The sequence below is a fragment of the Bradyrhizobium sp. CCBAU 51745 genome (assembly GCF_028128715.1).
In the GTDB taxonomy this organism is placed as follows: domain Bacteria; phylum Pseudomonadota; class Alphaproteobacteria; order Rhizobiales; family Xanthobacteraceae; genus Bradyrhizobium; species Bradyrhizobium manausense.
Window position 1 is genome coordinate 133,490 of record NZ_LBJP01000082.1, and the last position, 17,051, is coordinate 150,540.

17 protein-coding genes are annotated in these 17,051 nt (G+C 65.3%); 6 read left to right on the forward strand and 11 right to left on the reverse strand.

Going from position 1 to position 17,051, the window contains the following annotated elements; genetic code table 11:
* Positions 1–30 precede the first annotated feature (30 nt).
* From XH98_RS23460 to XH98_RS23470, 3 genes are all read left to right on the forward strand, one after another.
* A complete protein-coding gene (locus XH98_RS23460) occupies positions 31–438 on the forward strand; it encodes an ArsR/SmtB family transcription factor (RefSeq protein ID WP_271620063.1) in 408 nt (135 codons plus the stop codon).
* Complete coding sequence (locus tag XH98_RS23465) at positions 438–929, forward strand: SRPBCC family protein (RefSeq protein ID WP_271598868.1); 492 nt, start codon at positions 438–440, stop codon at positions 927–929. Before XH98_RS23460 ends, XH98_RS23465 begins: the two co-directional genes overlap by 1 nt.
* Before the next feature lie 197 nt (positions 930–1,126).
* A complete protein-coding gene (locus XH98_RS23470; protein WP_271620064.1) occupies positions 1,127–1,969 on the forward strand; it encodes a hypothetical protein in 843 nt (280 codons plus the stop codon).
* A gap of 3 nt (positions 1,970–1,972) precedes the next feature.
* Here the strand turns inward: XH98_RS23470 and XH98_RS23475 are convergent, their stop codons facing one another.
* The 4 genes from XH98_RS23475 to XH98_RS23490 all read right to left on the reverse strand — a co-directional run bounded on the left by XH98_RS23475 (position 1,973) and on the right by XH98_RS23490 (position 6,455).
* Entirely contained in the window at positions 1,973–3,181 is a 1,209-nt protein-coding gene (locus tag XH98_RS23475; RefSeq protein ID WP_271620065.1) for an ABC transporter substrate-binding protein, read from the reverse strand.
* Between the two features lie 42 nt (positions 3,182–3,223).
* The gene (locus XH98_RS23480; RefSeq protein WP_271620066.1) at positions 3,224–4,075 is read right to left on the reverse strand and encodes a fumarylacetoacetate hydrolase family protein; all 852 of its coding nucleotides are present in this window, start codon (positions 4,073–4,075) and stop codon (positions 3,224–3,226) included.
* Positions 4,076–4,093: 18 nt separating this feature from the next.
* Entirely contained in the window at positions 4,094–5,590 is a 1,497-nt protein-coding gene (mhpA, locus tag XH98_RS23485; RefSeq protein ID WP_271620067.1) for a bifunctional 3-(3-hydroxy-phenyl)propionate/3-hydroxycinnamic acid hydroxylase MhpA, read from the reverse strand.
* A 73-nt stretch (positions 5,591–5,663) separates the two neighbouring features.
* A complete protein-coding gene (locus XH98_RS23490; RefSeq protein WP_271598863.1) occupies positions 5,664–6,455 on the reverse strand; it encodes a DNA-binding transcriptional regulator in 792 nt (263 codons plus the stop codon).
* Positions 6,456–6,597: 142 nt separating this feature from the next.
* On the opposite strand from XH98_RS23490, the gene XH98_RS23495 reads away from it, so the two are divergent.
* Positions 6,598–7,581: a VOC family protein gene (locus XH98_RS23495; RefSeq protein WP_271598862.1), complete on the forward strand. Its 984-nt coding sequence runs from the start codon at positions 6,598–6,600 to the stop codon at positions 7,579–7,581.
* 5 nt (positions 7,582–7,586) lie between these two features.
* On the opposite strand, the gene XH98_RS23500 is transcribed toward XH98_RS23495, so the two are convergent.
* The 5 genes from XH98_RS23500 to XH98_RS23520 all read right to left on the reverse strand — a co-directional run bounded on the left by XH98_RS23500 (position 7,587) and on the right by XH98_RS23520 (position 12,826).
* Positions 7,587–8,240, reverse strand: coding sequence for a response regulator (locus XH98_RS23500; RefSeq protein WP_220005258.1), 654 nt, complete (start codon positions 8,238–8,240; stop codon positions 7,587–7,589).
* The gene (locus tag XH98_RS23505; RefSeq protein ID WP_271620068.1) at positions 8,237–9,622 is read right to left on the reverse strand and encodes a sensor histidine kinase; all 1,386 of its coding nucleotides are present in this window, start codon (positions 9,620–9,622) and stop codon (positions 8,237–8,239) included. The genes XH98_RS23500 and XH98_RS23505 overlap by 4 nt, the downstream gene beginning before the upstream one ends.
* 171 nt (positions 9,623–9,793) lie before the next feature.
* Positions 9,794–10,825, reverse strand: coding sequence for an L-idonate 5-dehydrogenase (locus XH98_RS23510; RefSeq protein ID WP_271620069.1), 1,032 nt, complete (start codon positions 10,823–10,825; stop codon positions 9,794–9,796).
* A 21-nt stretch (positions 10,826–10,846) separates the two neighbouring features.
* Positions 10,847–11,614 carry an SDR family oxidoreductase gene (locus XH98_RS23515; protein ID WP_271598859.1) on the reverse strand — a complete coding sequence of 256 codons (768 nt, stop codon included), beginning with the start codon at positions 11,612–11,614 and terminating at the stop codon, positions 10,847–10,849.
* 12 nt (positions 11,615–11,626) lie between these two features.
* Positions 11,627–12,826 carry a mandelate racemase/muconate lactonizing enzyme family protein gene (locus XH98_RS23520; protein WP_271620070.1) on the reverse strand — a complete coding sequence of 400 codons (1,200 nt, stop codon included), beginning with the start codon at positions 12,824–12,826 and terminating at the stop codon, positions 11,627–11,629.
* A 178-nt stretch (positions 12,827–13,004) separates the two neighbouring features.
* Here XH98_RS23520 and XH98_RS23525 point away from each other — a divergent pair, with 178 nt between their 5' ends.
* Positions 13,005–13,769 carry a GntR family transcriptional regulator gene (locus tag XH98_RS23525; protein ID WP_271598857.1) on the forward strand — a complete coding sequence of 255 codons (765 nt, stop codon included), beginning with the start codon at positions 13,005–13,007 and terminating at the stop codon, positions 13,767–13,769.
* A gap of 24 nt (positions 13,770–13,793) precedes the next feature.
* A complete protein-coding gene (locus XH98_RS23530) occupies positions 13,794–15,158 on the forward strand; it encodes an MFS transporter (RefSeq protein ID WP_333932676.1) in 1,365 nt (454 codons plus the stop codon).
* Between the two features lie 8 nt (positions 15,159–15,166).
* On the opposite strand, the gene XH98_RS23535 is transcribed toward XH98_RS23530, so the two are convergent.
* Both XH98_RS23535 and XH98_RS23540 read right to left on the reverse strand, forming a co-directional pair.
* Positions 15,167–16,417 carry an arsenic transporter gene (locus XH98_RS23535; RefSeq protein ID WP_271620092.1) on the reverse strand — a complete coding sequence of 417 codons (1,251 nt, stop codon included), beginning with the start codon at positions 16,415–16,417 and terminating at the stop codon, positions 15,167–15,169.
* Between the two features lie 43 nt (positions 16,418–16,460).
* Positions 16,461–16,901: an EamA family transporter gene (locus XH98_RS23540; RefSeq protein ID WP_271620071.1), complete on the reverse strand. Its 441-nt coding sequence runs from the start codon at positions 16,899–16,901 to the stop codon at positions 16,461–16,463.
* Positions 16,902–17,051: the final 150 nt, after the last annotated feature.

Consider the following 17,051-nt stretch of genomic DNA (forward strand, 5'->3'; position numbering starts at 1 on the left):
CCCGCTCGCGATGCGGTTATAGTTAGCTTCATGGCTAACCAATTAACCCAGCTCGACCAGGTCTTCGCGGCGCTCGCCGATCCGACGCGGCGCGCGATCGTGATGCGGCTTTGCGCCGGCGAGGCCTCGGTCGGCGAACTCGCCGAGCCGTTCGACATGGCGCTGCCGAGCTTCATGAAGCACATCCACGTGCTGGAGCTGAGCGGCCTCGTGCAGTCGGAGAAGTCCGGCCGCGTGCGCACCTGCCGCCTCAGTCCCGAGGCGCTGGTCGGTGCGGAAGACTGGTTCCAGCACCAGCGCGCGATCTGGGAGGCGCGGCTCGACCGCTTCGAGGCCTATGTGATGAAGCTCAAGAGGGAGAGGGCGGCCGCCAAGCGGCCGGCCAAGACAACAGAGAAGACAACCAACAAGCCAAGCAAACGGAAAGGTGCTGAGTAATGTCGTATTCTGCCAACGCTGCCCTGTCGCAATGGTCGCTCGACCGAGAGATCGTGATGTCGCGCGTGATCGACGCGCCGCGCGATCTGGTGTTCGAGGCGTGGTCCGACCCGAAACATCTGCCGCAATGGTTCGGGCCGAAGGGCTTCAGCATCGAGACCTTCGAGATTGACGTGCGGGTCGGCGGCGTCTGGCGCTTCAACATGATCGGCCCCGACGGCACCGTCTATCCGAACCGGATGCGCTTCCTCCGCATCGAGCGGCCGTCCCTCCTGGAGATGCACCACGGCGACGACCAGGACGATGATCCCGGCATGTTCCGCTTCACCATCACCTTTGCCGAGCAGGCCAACGGCAAGACCGTGCTGATGATGCGGCAGCTGGCCGCGAGCACCGAACAGCGCGACGGCATGATCGGCTTCGGCGCCGTCGAATACGGCTACCAGACGCTGGACAAGCTGGCGGCCTATGTCGGCGGGCTGAAGAAATAGATGCCGACGGGATTCGGGGGCGCCCTCGAAGTGGCGTCCCCGGAATAGACCTGGAAGCGCAGGCGCCTTTGCGATTATGACAGCGCGCCCAGGCCAATTATGACAGTGGCGTCACTCAGATTTCTGTCGCCGGGAACGAAGGATTTATGACAGGATTGCTACCGTTGGATGTCAAGATGACTACGGCGGAGCGGTTCATGTTGCGGTGGCAGGCACGGTCAAATCCCCTGGCGTGGTGGTGGGGGTCCCTGACGCTGGTCAGCGCTGCGAATATTCTCGTTTGGTTCATGCTGTATCGCGAGTTCTATCCGAACGTCGCCGGCAGCGTCGGCGGCGGCTCGGATATCGGGCTGATGTTCCTGCTCTGCGCGGCCTATGTGTTCGGCTGTGCCTTCCGCTCGGTATTGCCGCGCGCGGACGTGCAGCGCATCTGCCTGTTCGACACCTGGCTGTCGAGCGTGTTTGTCGGCCGCACGGTCGCGACCGTGGCCGAAGTCTGCTTCGCCGCGCAGTGGGCGATCATCCTGCATCAGCTCGGCCGGATGACGGGCGCCGACGCCGCGGTGAACATCGCGCTGGTGATCGTGCCTGTTATCATCATCGCGGAGTGCTTCTCCTGGTACGCGGTGGTGACGACCAATTTCCTCTTCAACGCGATCGAGAACTCGCTGTGGGCGGTGACCTTCTTCCTCGCCGGCATCGCGCTGTGCCGCCTGACGCCGGAATTCCAGGGCGTGGTGCGCTGGGCGCTCATCGCGGGGATTGTCGGCATCGCCTGCTTCCTCGCCTTCCTCGTCACCGTCGACGTTCCCATGTATCTCAGCCGCTGGCGGGCCGGGCACGCCGAGGGCGGAAGATTCCTGGGCCTCCTCGAAGGCCTGCATGACGTTGCGACGCGCTGGGTGGTCACTCACGACATCGCGCATTGGAAGGGCGAGCTGACCTGGATGTTCCTGTATTTCAGCGCCGCCGTATGGTCGAGCCTCGCGCTCTGCGCGCTCTATGCCATGGAAAGCTATCTCACGCGGTATCTCGCCTGAGGGTTATTTCCCGACCAGGCTGCACTTGCTGCGGTCGAGCGGGCGGAAGGCCTGGTCGGGCGGAATGGTCGCGACCAGCTTGACGAAGTCCCACGGGCCCTTGGATTCCGCTGGCGTCTTGACCTGCACCAGATAGAGATCGTGCACCATGCGCTGGTCCTCGCGGATGCGCCCGTTCGTCGTATAGGCGTCCGACACGGGCGTCGCCTTCATCTTTGCCATCACGGTCGCGCTGTCGTCGGAATCCGTATCCTTCACGGCTTGCAGATAGTGGCGCACGGCGGAATAGACGCCGGCCTGGATCTGTGAGGGCATCGCCTTGCGGCGGGCATAGAACGCATCGGAGAACTTTCGCGCGGCCGGTGAGACGTCCTCGAAGAACGAGGTGACGATGAGATCGCCGCGCGTCGCCTTGAGGCCGACCGCCTCGATATCGACGTTCTGGAACGACATCGGCACGATCTTGATGCCTTGATCTGCAAGGCCGAACTCCTCCGCTTGCTTGATCGCGGTGGCATTGTCGCCCGCGACATTGATCGCCAGGATCTTGGCGCCCGAGGACTGCGCCTGGAGCAGGAACGACGAGTAGTCGGGCGTGCCGAGCTGGGCCTTGACGCTGCCGGCCACCTTGCCGCCGAGTGCGGCGATCCGGTCGCGCGCGGTCGCTTCGATGGAGTGGCCGAAGGCGTAGTCGCCGGTGATGAAGAACCACGGCTCCTTGCTGGTCTGCATGACGCCGGAGACGACAGCAGTTGCGGTTGAATAGGCGTCCTGGGTCCACTGCACGCTCGACGGCGCGCAGGCCTCATCGGTGAGCTGGTTGGCGCCGGCGCCGGAGATCAGGAAGATCTTTCCGTTGCCGCGCACCAGCTCCTGCACGGCGAGTGCCGCGCCGGAGCTGCCGCCATCGGCGATCGCCTGCACCCCGTCGCTGAACCATTTTCGCGCGAGCGAGGCCGCAAGATCCGGCTTGTTCTGGTGATCGGCCTGCAAGATCTCGATCGGCTTGCCGTTGATCTTGCCGCCGAACTCTTCTGCCGCCATCCGCGCCGCCTCGACCGAGCCGGGGCCCATCGCGGTCGCGAAGATGCCGTTCATGTCGGTGAGGACGCCGACGCGGACGGCGTCGCTTTTGATCTCGGCGCGGGCAGTGCCTGCCAGCGCCAATGTGATCAGCAGGATGGCAGGGGAGGGGGTGCGGATGGCGGCCATGGCGTTTCCTGATTTTATCGTTGATGAATCGGCTGCAAGGGGTCAGGCTGCCTCGGCGATGACCTTGTTGCGCAAGATTCCGATGCCGGAGATCTCGACCTCGACGGTGTCGCCGGGGCGCATCCACAAGGGCGGCGTGCGCTTGGCACCGACGCCGCCGGGCGTGCCTGTCACGATGACGTCGCCGGGGGCGAGCGGGCAGATCGTCGAGATATAGGCGATCAGCTCGGGGATGGCGGTGATCAGCAGATCCGTCGTCGTGTCCTGCACCACGGTGCCGTTGAGGCGTGTCTGCAGCGTGAGCTTCGACGGATCGGGAATCTCGTCCGTTGTCACCAGCCAGGGGCCGAAGCTGCCGCTCTCGGCAAAGGTCTTGCCGGAGAGGAACTGGCTGGTGTGGCGCTGCCAATCGCGAATGCTGCCCTCGTTATAGCAGGCATAGCCGGCGATGTGGTCGAGCGCGCCGCTCGCGGGGATGTGGCGGCCCTGCTTGCCGATGACGAGTGCGAGCTCGCCCTCGTAGTCGAAATCGTCGCTCACTTTCGGCTTCACGATCGGCTGGAGATGGCCGACCTGGCTGCAGGGGAAACGGACGAACAGCGCCGGCTTCTCGGTGACGGTGCGCCCGGTTTCGGCGACGTGGTCGCGATAGTTGAGGCCGACGCAAATAATCTTGCCGGGATCGGGAATGACGGGCGCGAAGCTGATCGCGTCGAGCGGATGATCCGGCGCGGTGGACGCAACCAGCTTTGCGGCTTCTGCGATACGGCCAGTTTCGAGCAACTGCCGCAGGGTGGTGCATCCTGCCATGCGCGTGCCGAGATCGACGACGCCGTTGTCCTTGACGGCTCCGAAGGAGGCGCGGCCGTCGGCGATGAAAGAGAGCAGCTTCATGAGGTATCCTGCGTAGGGTCAGGCCGCGGACGGCACTTGGGTTGAAGGCGCAACGGTGGCGACAAGCCGGTCGAGCTCGGCATCGTTGCGCGCGGCGCCGCGGATGTAGCGGTCGGGGCGAACGAGCGCGGCGACGATGCCGTGCTCGCGCAGCCAAGGGCCAATGCCTTCGGCATCGTCGCTGGCGAGGATGTTGATCCCTGGCGGTGAACGAGCAAAGCGCGCCGCGCTTTCGACAAGCAGCAGGTGGCTATAACCAATCCGGTCGTCGCTGCGGCTGCCGTCCTTCAGCGCGAACTGCGGGGCGAGATGTCCGGCGAGCGGCAGATCGCCAAGCGCGAGCCCGGGGCCGAGCAGGGGCTTTTTGACTTCAAGTTTGACTGGCGCATTCTTGCGCGCTTGCCCGGCGGCGAGGCCGGCTTCGATCGCCTTGGTGTTGATGACGCCGCCGAGGCGGATGGCGAGCTCGATGAATTCGCGGACATGCGGCTGGCGCTCGCTCTGATAGGTGTCGAGCAGGCTGGCATCGGCGCCGCCGTTGATGACGCTCGCCAGCTTCCACGCAAGATTGGCGGCATCGCGGATGCCGGCGCACATGCCCTGGCCGAGGAAGGGCGGGGTCTGGTGCGCGGAATCGCCCGCAAGCAGCAGCCGGCCGTTCCGCCATTGCTGGGCGATCACGGAATGAAAGGTGTAGACCGCGGCGCGCTCAAGTTCGGCATCGTCAGGCGTGATCCAGCGCGACAGCAGCTCCCAGACCTTGGCGGGCTGCGCGACGTCGTTCGAATCCTCGTCCGGGAGAACCGTGATCTCCCAACGCCGCCGCGAGCCGGTGCCGCGGACATAGGTCGCCGGCCGCCTGGGATCGCAATGCTGCAGGCTGTAGTCGCCGAGATCGTCGCGCTCCCGCTTGAGCAGCGCGTCGATCACCAGCCAGCGCTCGTGGAAGCCGAGATCGTCCATGCCGGAGCCGATGAAGCGACGCACCAGAGATCGCGCGCCGTCGCAGCCGATGACGTAACCGGCGCGCACCTCGCTGAGCTTGCCGTTGGAGAGGTCCTCAAAGCGGACCCGCACGCCAGTCTCGTCCTGATCGAGTGCGAACACATCGCAGCGGCTCCGCAAGCTGACATGCGGCCAGCGCGCGAGGCCTGAGATCAGCACGTCCTCCAGGTCAGGCTGGTGGAAGCGGTAGCTGAGATTCCAGCCCATCGGCGTCAGCGTCTGCGGCCGCGACCAGTCCAGCAGCATCTTGCCCTGGGCATCGAGAAACAGCATGCCGGGGCTGAGGATGAGGTGCGGCAGGATGGCGTCGGCAAGGCCAATGGTCTGGAACACGCGCATGCATTCGTCATCGAAATGCACCGCGCGCGGCAGATGATAGGTCCGCGCCTCGCGCTCCAGCACCAACGTGCTGATACCGCAGAGGCCGAGCAGGTTGGCGAGCGTCGCGCCGACCGGGCCTCGGCCGACGATGACAACATCGAATTCTTCGAGGGTTGATTTATCTTGCATGGGGCTATCTCTTCCCCAAGCCGCGCCGCAGCATCAACGTCGTCGCGCCAAGTGTCCGCTCTGCGGACGGGCCCTAGACCTCGACCGGAATGGCCCGCGCCGTCTCCTGAAGCTGCGCCGCAAATTGCTTCACCGCTTCCTCGATCCCCAGCGCCGAGCGGATCCAGATGATGGAGATGCAACCGTAGACCGCGTCGTTCCGCACGATGGGGACGGCGATCGATGCCGTCTTCGGATTGTATTCGCCCTCGCTGCGGATCGCGTAGCCTCGCCCCTGCGTCTCCGCGATCATCTGGTCGAGGCGGCCCTGGTCGAGGAAGGGGCGGTCGTCGGCTTCGTCGATGCGGCGGAGATGGCTGATGATGAGGTCGCGCTCGCGCGCCGGGCAGGCGGCCAAATAGGCCCGGCCTGCGGAGGTCCGCAGCATCGGCAGGCGCTTGCCGATCATGCCGCGGTCGATCGAGAGCGGGCTGCGGGAATGCGTGGTCTCCTGCACCACCATCGCGGCATTCTCATAGGTCGAGAGATCGACCGGCCAGACCAGGGTTTTGCTGAGCTCGGCCAAATAAGGCGCCGCCGCCTGGCAGATCACCACGCCGGGGTCGTAGCCGTCGCCAAGGCTGAGGGCGAGCCGGGTGACGCGAAAGCGGTCGTCGCTGGCGCTGCGGGCGACATAGCCGAGTTCCTCCAGCGTTTCGAGCAGGCGGTAGACGGTCGGGCGGGGCAGGTCGAGCGCGCGGGCGACATCGCCAGCGCGGATGCCGCCGGAGCGGTTGACCTCCTGCAGCACGTCCAGACCGCGCTTGAAGGCGCGGACGCCTTCCGACTGCCGCGGTTGGCCGGTCCGCGTCCGCTCCTTGGACACTTCGTGTTTTCTCCCTTGTGGCAGATCGCGACGCGATTATCGTCTTTGCGAACGCGAAGCGATTGCGCCACCGTAGGATCGCGCGCGGCCGGTATCAAGATCGCCGCACTGCGGCGAAGGCGGTGCTCTCGGGAGGAATTCGATGGAAATCACCGCGCTCGGCTATATCGGCATCAATTCGTCGCAGCTCGATCAGTGGGGCCAGATGGCAACTAGCCTGCTCGGCATGCAGCAGGTCGATCGCGGCGGCAAGATGCGCGCCTTCCGCATGGACGACCGCAAGCAGCGCCTGATCGTCGACGGCAGCAGCGACGCCGGCCTTGCGGTGATGGGCTGGGAGGTTGCCTCGACCGCGGAGCTCGACCAGCTCGCCGGCCGGCTGGAAAGCCATGGCGTCAAGGTCACGCGCGGCTCGCGCGCGCTGGCTGACGAGCGGCATGTCGCCGAGCTCATCACGTTCGCCGATCCGGCCGGCAACAGGCTGGAAGCGTTCTGCAAGCCCGAGCTTGCGAGCGAGCCGTTCAAGCCGGGCCGCCCCATCTCGGGCTTCCGCACCGGCGCGCTCGGCATGGGACACGTGGTGCTCAATGTCGAGCATGTGGAGCCGTTGCTGCCGTTCTATCGAGACGTGCTCGGCTTCCATGTCTCCGATTTCGGGTTGAAGCCCTATGGCCTCTATTTCTTCCACGTCAATGGCCGCCACCATTCCTTTGCGATGGTTGGCTCGGGACGCAAGGCGATGCATCACTTCATGGTCGAGCTCGGCAGCCTCGATGATGTCGGGCAGGGCTACGACCTCGCGCAGATGGACGATGGCCGCATCGCCTATACGTTGGGCCGTCACACCAACGACCACATGACCTCGTTCTATGTGAACACGCCGTCCGGCTTCTTCATCGAATATGGCTGGGGCGGGCGTGTCATCGATCCCCAGACCTGGCAGCCGCACGAGACCTTCGACGGTCCGTCCCTCTGGGGCCACGAGCGGCTCAACATGCCGGATGAGCAGCGCAAGCGCCTGCGCGACATGCGGATGGATGCGGCCGCGCGCGGTGTGCGCGTTCCCGATCCGCGCGTGCCGCCGCTGAACTGCGCCTGGCTGGATCAGGTGGTCGCGCGCGAATGATCGGCTCAGGCCGCGCCGAGATCGGGCTCCGTGAGTATGCCCTGGCGCAGCGCCAATCGGACCAGCTCGATGTCGGAGCCGACGCCGAGCTTGTCCTTGATCAGCGAATGCAAATTGGCGACCGTTTTCGGACTGACGTGGAGCGTCTCGGCGATCTGCTCCGTCGTGTTCTCGGCGAGCAGCAGCCGCAGGACCTCGAACTCCCGCGGCGTGAGGACATCGGCGGCGGAGCTTTCGCCGCCGAGCCGGCTCAGCGCCAGCTCGTGGTCGATATCGGGGCTGATCGCGATCTTGCCGGCGAGCACGTCCATCACCGCACGCACCAGCGTCTCCGGCGGGCTGGTCTTGGTGACGTAACCCCGTGCGCCGGCGCGGATCGCCTGCACCGCAAACCCGGCATTCTCATGCATGGTGAAGACGAGGATTTTTGCCGCCTTGTCCCATTGCCTGATACGCCTGACGGCCTCGACGCCGCCAATGCCGGGCATGCTGAGATCCATGATGACGAGGTCGGGCGCTTCTGATTTGAACAGGCGATAAGCCTCCGCGCCATCGCCGGCCTCGGCAATGACGCGAAGTCCCGGCTGCTTCTGCAGCACGGAGCGATAGCCTTCGCGGACCACCGAATGGTCGTCGACCAGCAGGATCGTCGCGGTCATGCCGCGTGCTCCAGCGCCTGCGGCCCCGCTGATGCGAGCGGAATGACGACGCGCAGCGCGGAGCCGCCTTGCGGGCCGGCTTCAAAGCTCAGCCGGCCGCGCAGCGCCGCGACACGCTCGCGCATGCCGAGCAGACCCATGCCCGATTTCGCGACAGGATCGGTCGAGCGTCCGTCATCGTCGATGGCAAGCGCGATCTCGCCTTCATGCATGGTCAGCTCGAGATTCACCTTGGTGGCGCCGGCGTGCTTGGCGGCGTTGGTGAGCGCTTCCTGCACGATGCGGTAGAGATTGGCGCTGATCGAGGCCGGCAGGGTCTCGAACGTGCCGTCGAAGCGAATGGCAAAGCGCGTCTCGCCGCGGCTGCGTCCGTTCCAGCCTGCAACGAGGCCTTCGAGACTGGCGACGAGGCCGAGCTCCTCGACATCCGGCGGTCGCAGCCGGAACAGCGCGCCGCGCAGCGTCTCCATCATACCCGATGCGGTCCGCGCGATGCCGTCGCATTCGCCGAGCAAGGAGGGGCAGTCCTGCGCGGCGGTCTGGCGGGCGGAGGAGGCGAGGGCGCGGATCGCGGCGAGAGACTGGCCGAACTCGTCGTGCAGCTCGCGGGCGAGGTGGCGCCGTTCCTCGTCCTGGAGCGCGATCAGCTTTCGTGTCAGTTCGGCGCGCTCGGCGAGCGCGGTGTCGAGGCTTTCGGCGAGATGGTTGAAGACGTCGCGCACCGCCGAGAGCTCCGCGAGGTCGAATGGCGGCAGCCGCGTTGTGAGGTCGCCGGCGGCAATCCGCTCGAGGCCGGTGCTGATCAAGCGGGTAGGGCGCAGCGCGCGTGCCAGCGCGGCAAAGACCAGCACGCACAACAGCGGCAGGGCGATTGCAAGCGCCAGCATCAGGCGGCCAGCCTCGTGCCAGGCATCGGCCGTCTGCACCGCGGGGTCGACCGAGACCACCGCCTCGCCCAGCCTGCTTCCACGCAGCATCACCGGCCGTGCCGCCTCGCGGCCGGGGTCGAACAGGCCAAGGTAGAACGCCGTAAAAATCTGCGGCGGCGGGTCGGCCGTGACGGGCGCGCCGCTGCAGAAGCGCTGGATCATTTCGCCGCTGGGCCCCCGGAAGGCGAGGCACAGGCCGGGCGTCATCACATAGGCCGAAACGGGATCGAGGTTGGGAAAGTCCGGGCGCGGGTTCGCGGTCCAGAGCACCTTGCCCTGTTGCAGCTCCAGCGTCTTTGCGACGATGGCGGCAACGGCGTCGATGCGCCCATGTGCGGCGCGGTCCGCCGTGATCAGGAAATAGGCCGATATCGCGGCGAAGCAGGCGGCCGATATGGCGGCCACGCGCAAGGTCAGGCGGACCTTGAGATCGAATCTCGGACGGTTCCACATCGGCGCGCACCTGATGCGAACGGAATTGTCGCCTGCGCATTATCCGGCAGAACCCTGCCTGCGCAAAGCGCCACTCTTGCCGCGGTGCAACGTCGTGAAATTTTCCCGGTAACGGCCGGGAAAGCCACTGCTGCGGTGCTTCGCTGGCTCAGCCCTGAAGCCGGCCTGCCCTCAGAACGTCAGCTGCACCTTCATCGATTGCGAGCGGTCGCTGGCGAGCTCGAACGCCGCGACCGCGTTTTCGAACGGCATGGTGGCGGTGATCAGCGGCCTGACGTCGATCAGGCCCTCGCCCATCAGTCGCACCGCCAGCTCGAACTCGGGATCGAAGCGGAAGGTGCCGCGAAGCTGCAATTCCTTGGCGACGATGGAATTGATCGGCAGCGTCATCTCGCCGCCGAGGCCGAGCTGGACCAGTGTGGCGCCGGGGCGGAGCACGTCGAGCGCGGTGCGCAGCGCGGCCTGATTGCCTGATGCTTCGAACAGCGTGTCGAACACGCCCTTGCCGGCGCGCCAGGGGTCGAGCGCGGTGGCATTGGTCGCGACGTTGATGGCGTGCGTGGCGCCGAGCTTTTTCGCGACGGCCAGTGGAGCGTCGGCGACATCGGTCACCACGATCTCGGAGGCGCCACCGAAGCGTGACACCAAGATCATCAGCGCGCCGATCGGGCCGCAGCCGGTGATCAGCACGCGCTTGCCGAGCAGGGGGCCGGCCTGCTTGCCGGCGTGCAGGCAAACCGCGAGCGGCTCGGCCACCGCGGCTTCCGCCAGCGACAGCTTGTCGGAGATGGGGACTGCCTGCGTCGCATCGACCGTGATGAACTCGCGGAAACCACCCTGGACATGGGGAAAGCGCATCGCGCTGCCGAGAAAGCGCATGTCGAGGCACTGGTTGCGCATGCCCTCCTGGCAATGCAGGCACTGGCCACACGGCTTGCTCGGATTGACCGCGACGCGGGTGCCAGCCTTCACGCCGGTGACGCCGTCACCGACCGCCGCGACCACGCCGGCGATCTCATGCCCCAGCGCCATCGGCTGCTGGATGCGCACCACGCCGAAGCCGCCGTGGTGGTAATAGTGCAGGTCGGAGCCGCAGATGCCGCCATTGGCGATCTTGACACGGACCTCGCCGGGGCCGGGCGCGGGATCAGGATAATTGTCGATCCGCAGATCCTTCGGGGCGTGAATGACGACGGCGCGCATGTGCTGTTTCCTTGTTCGCGACTACATCGCGGCGATCATGCCGCCATCGACATAGATGATCTGGCCGTTGACGTAAGTGGAGGCATCCGAGGCGAGGAAGATCGCCGCGCCCACCAGCTCGTCCGGCTTTCCCCAGCGCTTGGAGGGGATGCGGCCCATCAGCCAATTGTTGAAATCGGGATTGTTGACCAGCGCCTCGTTCATGTCGGTGAGCATGTAGCCGGGGCCGATCGCATTGGCCTGGATGCCGTGCTGGGCCCATTCCACCGCCATCGAGCGGGTCAGGTTCTTGATGCCGCCCTTGGCCGCGGTGTAGGGCGCAATCGTCGGGCGCGCCAGCTCGCTGCCGAGCGAGCCGATATTGATGATCTTGCCGCGCTTGCGCGGGATCATGCGCTTGCCGGCCTCGCGGCCGATCACGAAGGCGCTGGTGAGATCAGTCTCGATCACCTTGCGCCATTCGTCGGTGGTGAATTCCGCCAGCGGCTTGCGGTGCTGGATCCCGGCATTGTTGACGAGAATGTCGACCGCGAGTCCTTCGCGGTCGAAGCGCTCGAACGCTGCAATGATCGCGGGCTCGTCGGTGACGTTGAAGGCCGCGCCTTCGGCCTGATGGCCGGCGGCGCGAAACTCGGCGACGGCCTGCTCGACCCGCTTCGGGTCGACACCGTTGATGATGATTTTCGCGCCGGCCTTGGCCATGCCTTCGGCGATGGCGCGGCCAAGCCCGCGGGAGGAGCCGGTCACGAGGGCGGTGCGGCCGGAAAGGTCGAACAGGGCGGTGCTCATCTCAAATAATCCTCAGGCGTTGGAGCGGCGCACGATCAGATCGGAGCGCTCGAAGACGGCGGGCAGAAGGTCGACGCCAAGGCCGGGGCCTTCCATCGGGAAGACGTAGCCGTCCTTGATCACGGGCATCGTGGTCACGAGCTCATTGTACCAGCCCTTGTAGAAGGCGCGCACGGATTCCTGGATCAGCGTGTTGGGCTGGCTGAAGGACATGTGGATGGCGGCGATGAAGCCGATCGGGCCGATGCAGTCATGAGGAGCAAAAGGCCGGTGATAGGTCTCAGCCATCGCGGCGATCTTGCGACCTTCGGTGAGGCCGCCGGTCCAGCACAAATCCGCCATCACCACATGCATGGCGTCGCGGTCGAGCATGTCCTTGTAGGGGAAGCGCGAGCCCAGCGTCTCGCTGGCGCAGACCCAGACATCGGTCGAGCGGGCGTATTCAGCGAGCGCCTGCGGCGAGTTCATGCGGATCGGGTCTTCGTACCACGTCGGCTTGTAGGGCTCGAGCGCCCGGGCGATCTGTTTTGCGGTCGGCAGATTCCACAGCGAGTGGAGCTCGACCATGATCTCCATCTTGTCGCCGACCGCTTTACGGATCTTCTCGAACGGCTCGATCGCCTGCTTCATCTGCGCGGCAGTGATGTAGAGCCCCTTGTTCTCCTGCGCCGCCGGATCGAACGGCCAGATCTTCATGGCGGAGATGCCGCTTTCCAGCAGGCTCTCGGCCAGCGCATCGGCGCGGTTCATGAAGCCGTCGAGATCTTCGTAGGGTCCCTTGGAGGCACCGAGGTTCCAGTTCGAGACCGGGCTGATATTGGTGGAGCGGACATATTGCGTGCCGGCGCAGGTGTTGTAGATGCGCTGCTTGTCGCGGCAGAGGCCGCCGAGCATCTGGTGCACCGGCTGGCTGCAGACCTTGCCGAACAGGTCCCACAGCGCGATGTCGATCGCCGAGGCTGCACGATATTCGACGCCGGTCGAGGACTGCGCCATCGGCAGGTTCAGCATGTCGCGATGGATCGCCTCGATGTGCAGGGGATTGCGGCCGAGCAGGCGGCCGGCAAAAGTATCGTGAATCTGCGCTTCGACTGCGCCCGCGCCATAGAAGGTCTCGCCGAGACCGATCACGCCGCTATCGGTGTGAACGCGCACCCAGATGACGTTGGAGAATTCCTCGGTGCGCAGCGTCTCGATCGACGTGATCTTCACGGCAAGTCCTCCCGTCAAAGGCGCCTCGCGCCATCGTGTTTTCATTTCGCACCGCAACATATTGCGGCGTCGGCGAAAGTCTTACCGTCGCTTGTAATATATCACAACATGTTTTAAGGGTGCCACAAATTAAGGCGCCGCCCTGCAGCGAGAGCGCAGGCGGTCGGGAGGACATGCGATGGCACGGCGCAAGCGCGCGCTCGAGGTGGTGAGACCAGAGGACGGCGGGGGCAGGCCCTCCCGGCGCAATCGTCTCAACTTCTTCGAGCTGGCCTATCAGCGGATTGAAGAGCTGCTGGTTCATTGCGAGCTCAAGCCCGGCCAGTTCATGACCATGCTGGAATTGCAGCAGATCACGGGCTTCGGCCGCACGCCGGTGCATCACGCCGTCAATCGTCTGTCCGCCGACACGCTCATCATCATCCGCCCGCGCCACGGGCTGCACATCGCGCCGATCGACCTCGCGCGCGAGCGCATGCTGCTGGACCTGCGCCGCGACATGGAGCGGTTTGTCATCCGCCTCGCGGCCGATCGCGCCAGTCTCTCGCACCGCAATCAGGCGCTGCACATCGAACGCCTGCTGCGTGAACGCCGCGCCACCTTGACCCTGGACGAGTTCAACAGCCTCGACCGGCGCATCGATGCGCTGGTGCTGGAAGCTGCCGGCGAGCCGTTCCTGGTGCATACGCTGCGGCCGCTGCACACGCTCTATCGCCGCATCGGCTACATCCATCATCGCTTCATGCCGGGACAGACCGATCTGTCAGGAACGATCGATCATCATCTCGGTATTCTCAACGCAGTTGCGAACCGCCGCGTCGAGGATGCCGTGAAGGCGAGCGACGCCTTGATCGACTACATGGGCGAGATGTTCTCAGGGATGGAGGCGGGGATCGATCCACGCCTGCTCGATTGCAGTATCGAGCCGCTGCTCGGCGCGTAGAGAGTTTTGAAGAGAGGACCAAACATGCAGACAATGGCCATGCCACAACCGACCGCGAGCGAAACCGCGGTCCGCTACCTCATCACCAATTACAGCCCCAAGGGCAACAAGGTCGGCTGGCTGATGATGGCCTCGATCCTGGTCGAGGCCTGGGATCTCTATTCGATCGCTTTCGTGCTGATCTTCATCAAGGAGCAGTACAATCCGGATCCCTTGATGCTCGGCCTTGCCGCCGCGGGCACGCAGGGCGGCGCGCTGATCGGCGCGCTGCTCGGCGGCTGGCTGTCCGACAAGATCGGCCGCCGCGTCATGTTCCTGATCACCATGGTGATGTTCATCGTGCTGGCCCTGGCGCAGGCCTTCGTGCCCAGCGTCGGCTGGCTGGTCGTGATCCGCTTCCTGCTCGGCGTTCCGCTCGGCTCCGACATCTCGACCGGTTACACCTACATCATGGAATCCATGGCCAAGGGTGAGCGCGAGGTGATGGGCAACCGCTGGCAGTTCATGTTCGCCGTCGGCGAGGTGCTGACCATCGGCGTCATCGTGATCTTCCTCTTGATCGACATGCAGCACGAGATGCTGTGGCGCGTGACGCTCGGCCTCGGCGCGGTGCCGGCGCTGATCATCCTGGTGATGCGCCACGACGTGCCGGAGACGGCGGTGTGGCTGGTGCAGAAGGGACGCTACCGCGAGGCCAAGCGGGTCGCGCGCGAGATGTTCAACGACGATCTCGCCATGCTGCCGGACCAGGACGTCGAGGTGCCGAAGGTTTCGACCCGGGCATTCCTCGCCGACCTCAAGAAGGATCCGATCCGCTGGCGCGCCACCGTCTACGGCTGGATCGCCTGCTTCGCGCAAGGCAGCGAATTCTCGACCTTCGCCTTCTACCTGCCGGTGCTGTTCGTGATGGTCGGCGTCTCCAGCGTGCTTGGCAACAATCTGGTGACGATGGGCCTGTTCTGCTTCGCCGCGCTGTCGGGCTGGGTCGGCCCGCTGCTGACGCCGAAGATCGGCCATCGCGGCATCGCCATTGCGGGCTTTTCCATCGTGTTGGCCTCGCTGCTGGTCGCGGCCTTCGCGCTCTACACCGACAACAAGATGCTGCTGCCGTTCGCGGCCGCCGCCATGCTCTGGGGGCATTATTGGGACGCGTCGAACTGCATGACGATCCCGACCATGGTCGCCAAGCCGAAGTACCGCGGCACCGCCAGCGGCTTCGCCTACATGTTCGTGAAGCTGCCGTCGTTCCTGGCGATCTTCCTGTTCCCGTCGCTGTTCGCGGCGATCGGGCAGGCCAGCGCGACGCTGTTCGTCGCGATCTTCCCGCTGATCGGATTGCTTGCGGCAATCTTCATCCTGCCTGAGGTCTACGGCTACGAGAACGACTAGGAGAGAAGCTACCTGATCGCGGCAGCCAGTGCCGCGATCAGGGCCGGCGGCGTCACCAGCACGCCGAGCTTGAGGAACGGCCAGGCGCCGACCTCGATCTTCTCCCGCCGCAACGCCACCAGCCACAGGATGGTGGCAAGCGATCCCGTGACCGACAGATTGGGCCCGAGATCGACACCGATCAGGATGGAGCTGACGACGGGCGTGGGCAGGTGATCGCTGGCAGCGACCGAGCCTGCGACGAGCCCGACCGGCAGATTGTTGGCGATGTTGGTGGCGATCGCGGTTGCGATGCCGACGCTCCAGGCCGCCTTCGGGACCGATTGCGCCACCGCTTCATGCAGCAGCGCGCTGAGCTGGCCGATGACGCCGGTCTTGATCAGCGCCTCCACCATCACGAAGAGACCGCCGACCAGCGGCAGCACGCTCCAGGATACGCCTCTCAGCACCGGCATCGGCGATTGGCGGCTGATCAGCAGCACGACGGCTGACGTCACCACGCCGCAGACGAAAGTCGGCAGCCCGAGCTGCTTGTCGAGTGCGGACGCTGTGACCAGCACGATTCCGACAGCGATGATGCCGACAGCCGTGAGCTTGCCGCCACGGCCGAGTATTGGATGCGGCACGCTGCTTGCGATCGTTTCCTCCTTCAACGCGTGATGCTGGGTCAGGCGCAACACGATATAGGTCAGCAGGATCGACGCCGCCGAGGGCAGGGCGAACAGGCGCAGCCATTCGCTGAGCTGCGGCATGCGCGCGCCGAACACGACGAGATTGGCGGGATTGGAGATCGGCAGCACGAAGCTCGCGGCATTGGCGATGAAGGCACAGACGAAGAGATAAGGCAGGGGTTTTGCGCCGGCCGCACGCGTCGCGGCGTAGACGGCCGGCGTCAGCACGATCGCGGTGGCGTCGTTGGAGAGCAGCACGGTGACGACAGTGCCGACGATGTAGATCAGCAGGAACAGCCGTTGCGGCGATCCGCCGGCATATTCCACCGCAACCGCGGCGAGATAGTCGAACAGGCCCTCGAGCCGCGCCAGCTCGGCGATCAGCATCATGCCGATCAGGAAGAGATAGACGTCGATGCCTTTCTCGATGCCGACAAGCGCATCCTGCCACGGCAGGAAGCCGAGCAGCACCAGCGCGCCGGCGCCGAGCACGGCCCAGACCGCCTCGGGCAGGTGGAAAGGGCGGATGATGACGCCGGCAGTCGCGGCGACGATGATGCTCCAGGCCCAGATGGCGTCAGACGGCAGGGTCGGCACGGACAGTCCTTGGCGTGGAATGAATTTGGAAGCGTCAGAATTTCACGGCGAGCAGCACCGCCCCGGCACCGATCATGGTGATCCCGGTCCAGCCCTGCGCGCTCGGCCGCTCGCCGAGAAAGACGAAGGCGAACAGCGCCACCAGCACGACGCTGAGCTTGTCGATCGGCGCCACCAGCGTCGCTGGCCCGAGCTTCAGGGCACGGAAATAGCACAGCCACGACGCGCCGGTCGCAAGCCCCGACAGCACCAGGAACAGCCAGGTCTTCGGCGAGACCGCCGACGGCACCGTGAACTGGCCGGTGAAGAACAGCAGTACCGAGAAGGCCAGCAGCACCACGATGGTGCGAATGAAGGTGGCGAGATCGGGATTGATGGCCTCGACGCCGACCTTGGCGAAGATCGCGGTCAGCGCGGCGAAGCAGGCGGAGAGCAGCGCCCAGGTTTGCCAGGCGGAGAAGAGGGCGGGTTTCATGAGGGACGTATCGCTCGGTTCGACATGATGCAGGCAGGTGCATCCTAGCACTCTGCCGTCGTCCCGGCGAAGGCCGGGACCCATACCCCAGGGAGGGGTTTGACACGAGATGGTTATTGGCAATCTTCCGCAAAACACCTTTTCGTGGTT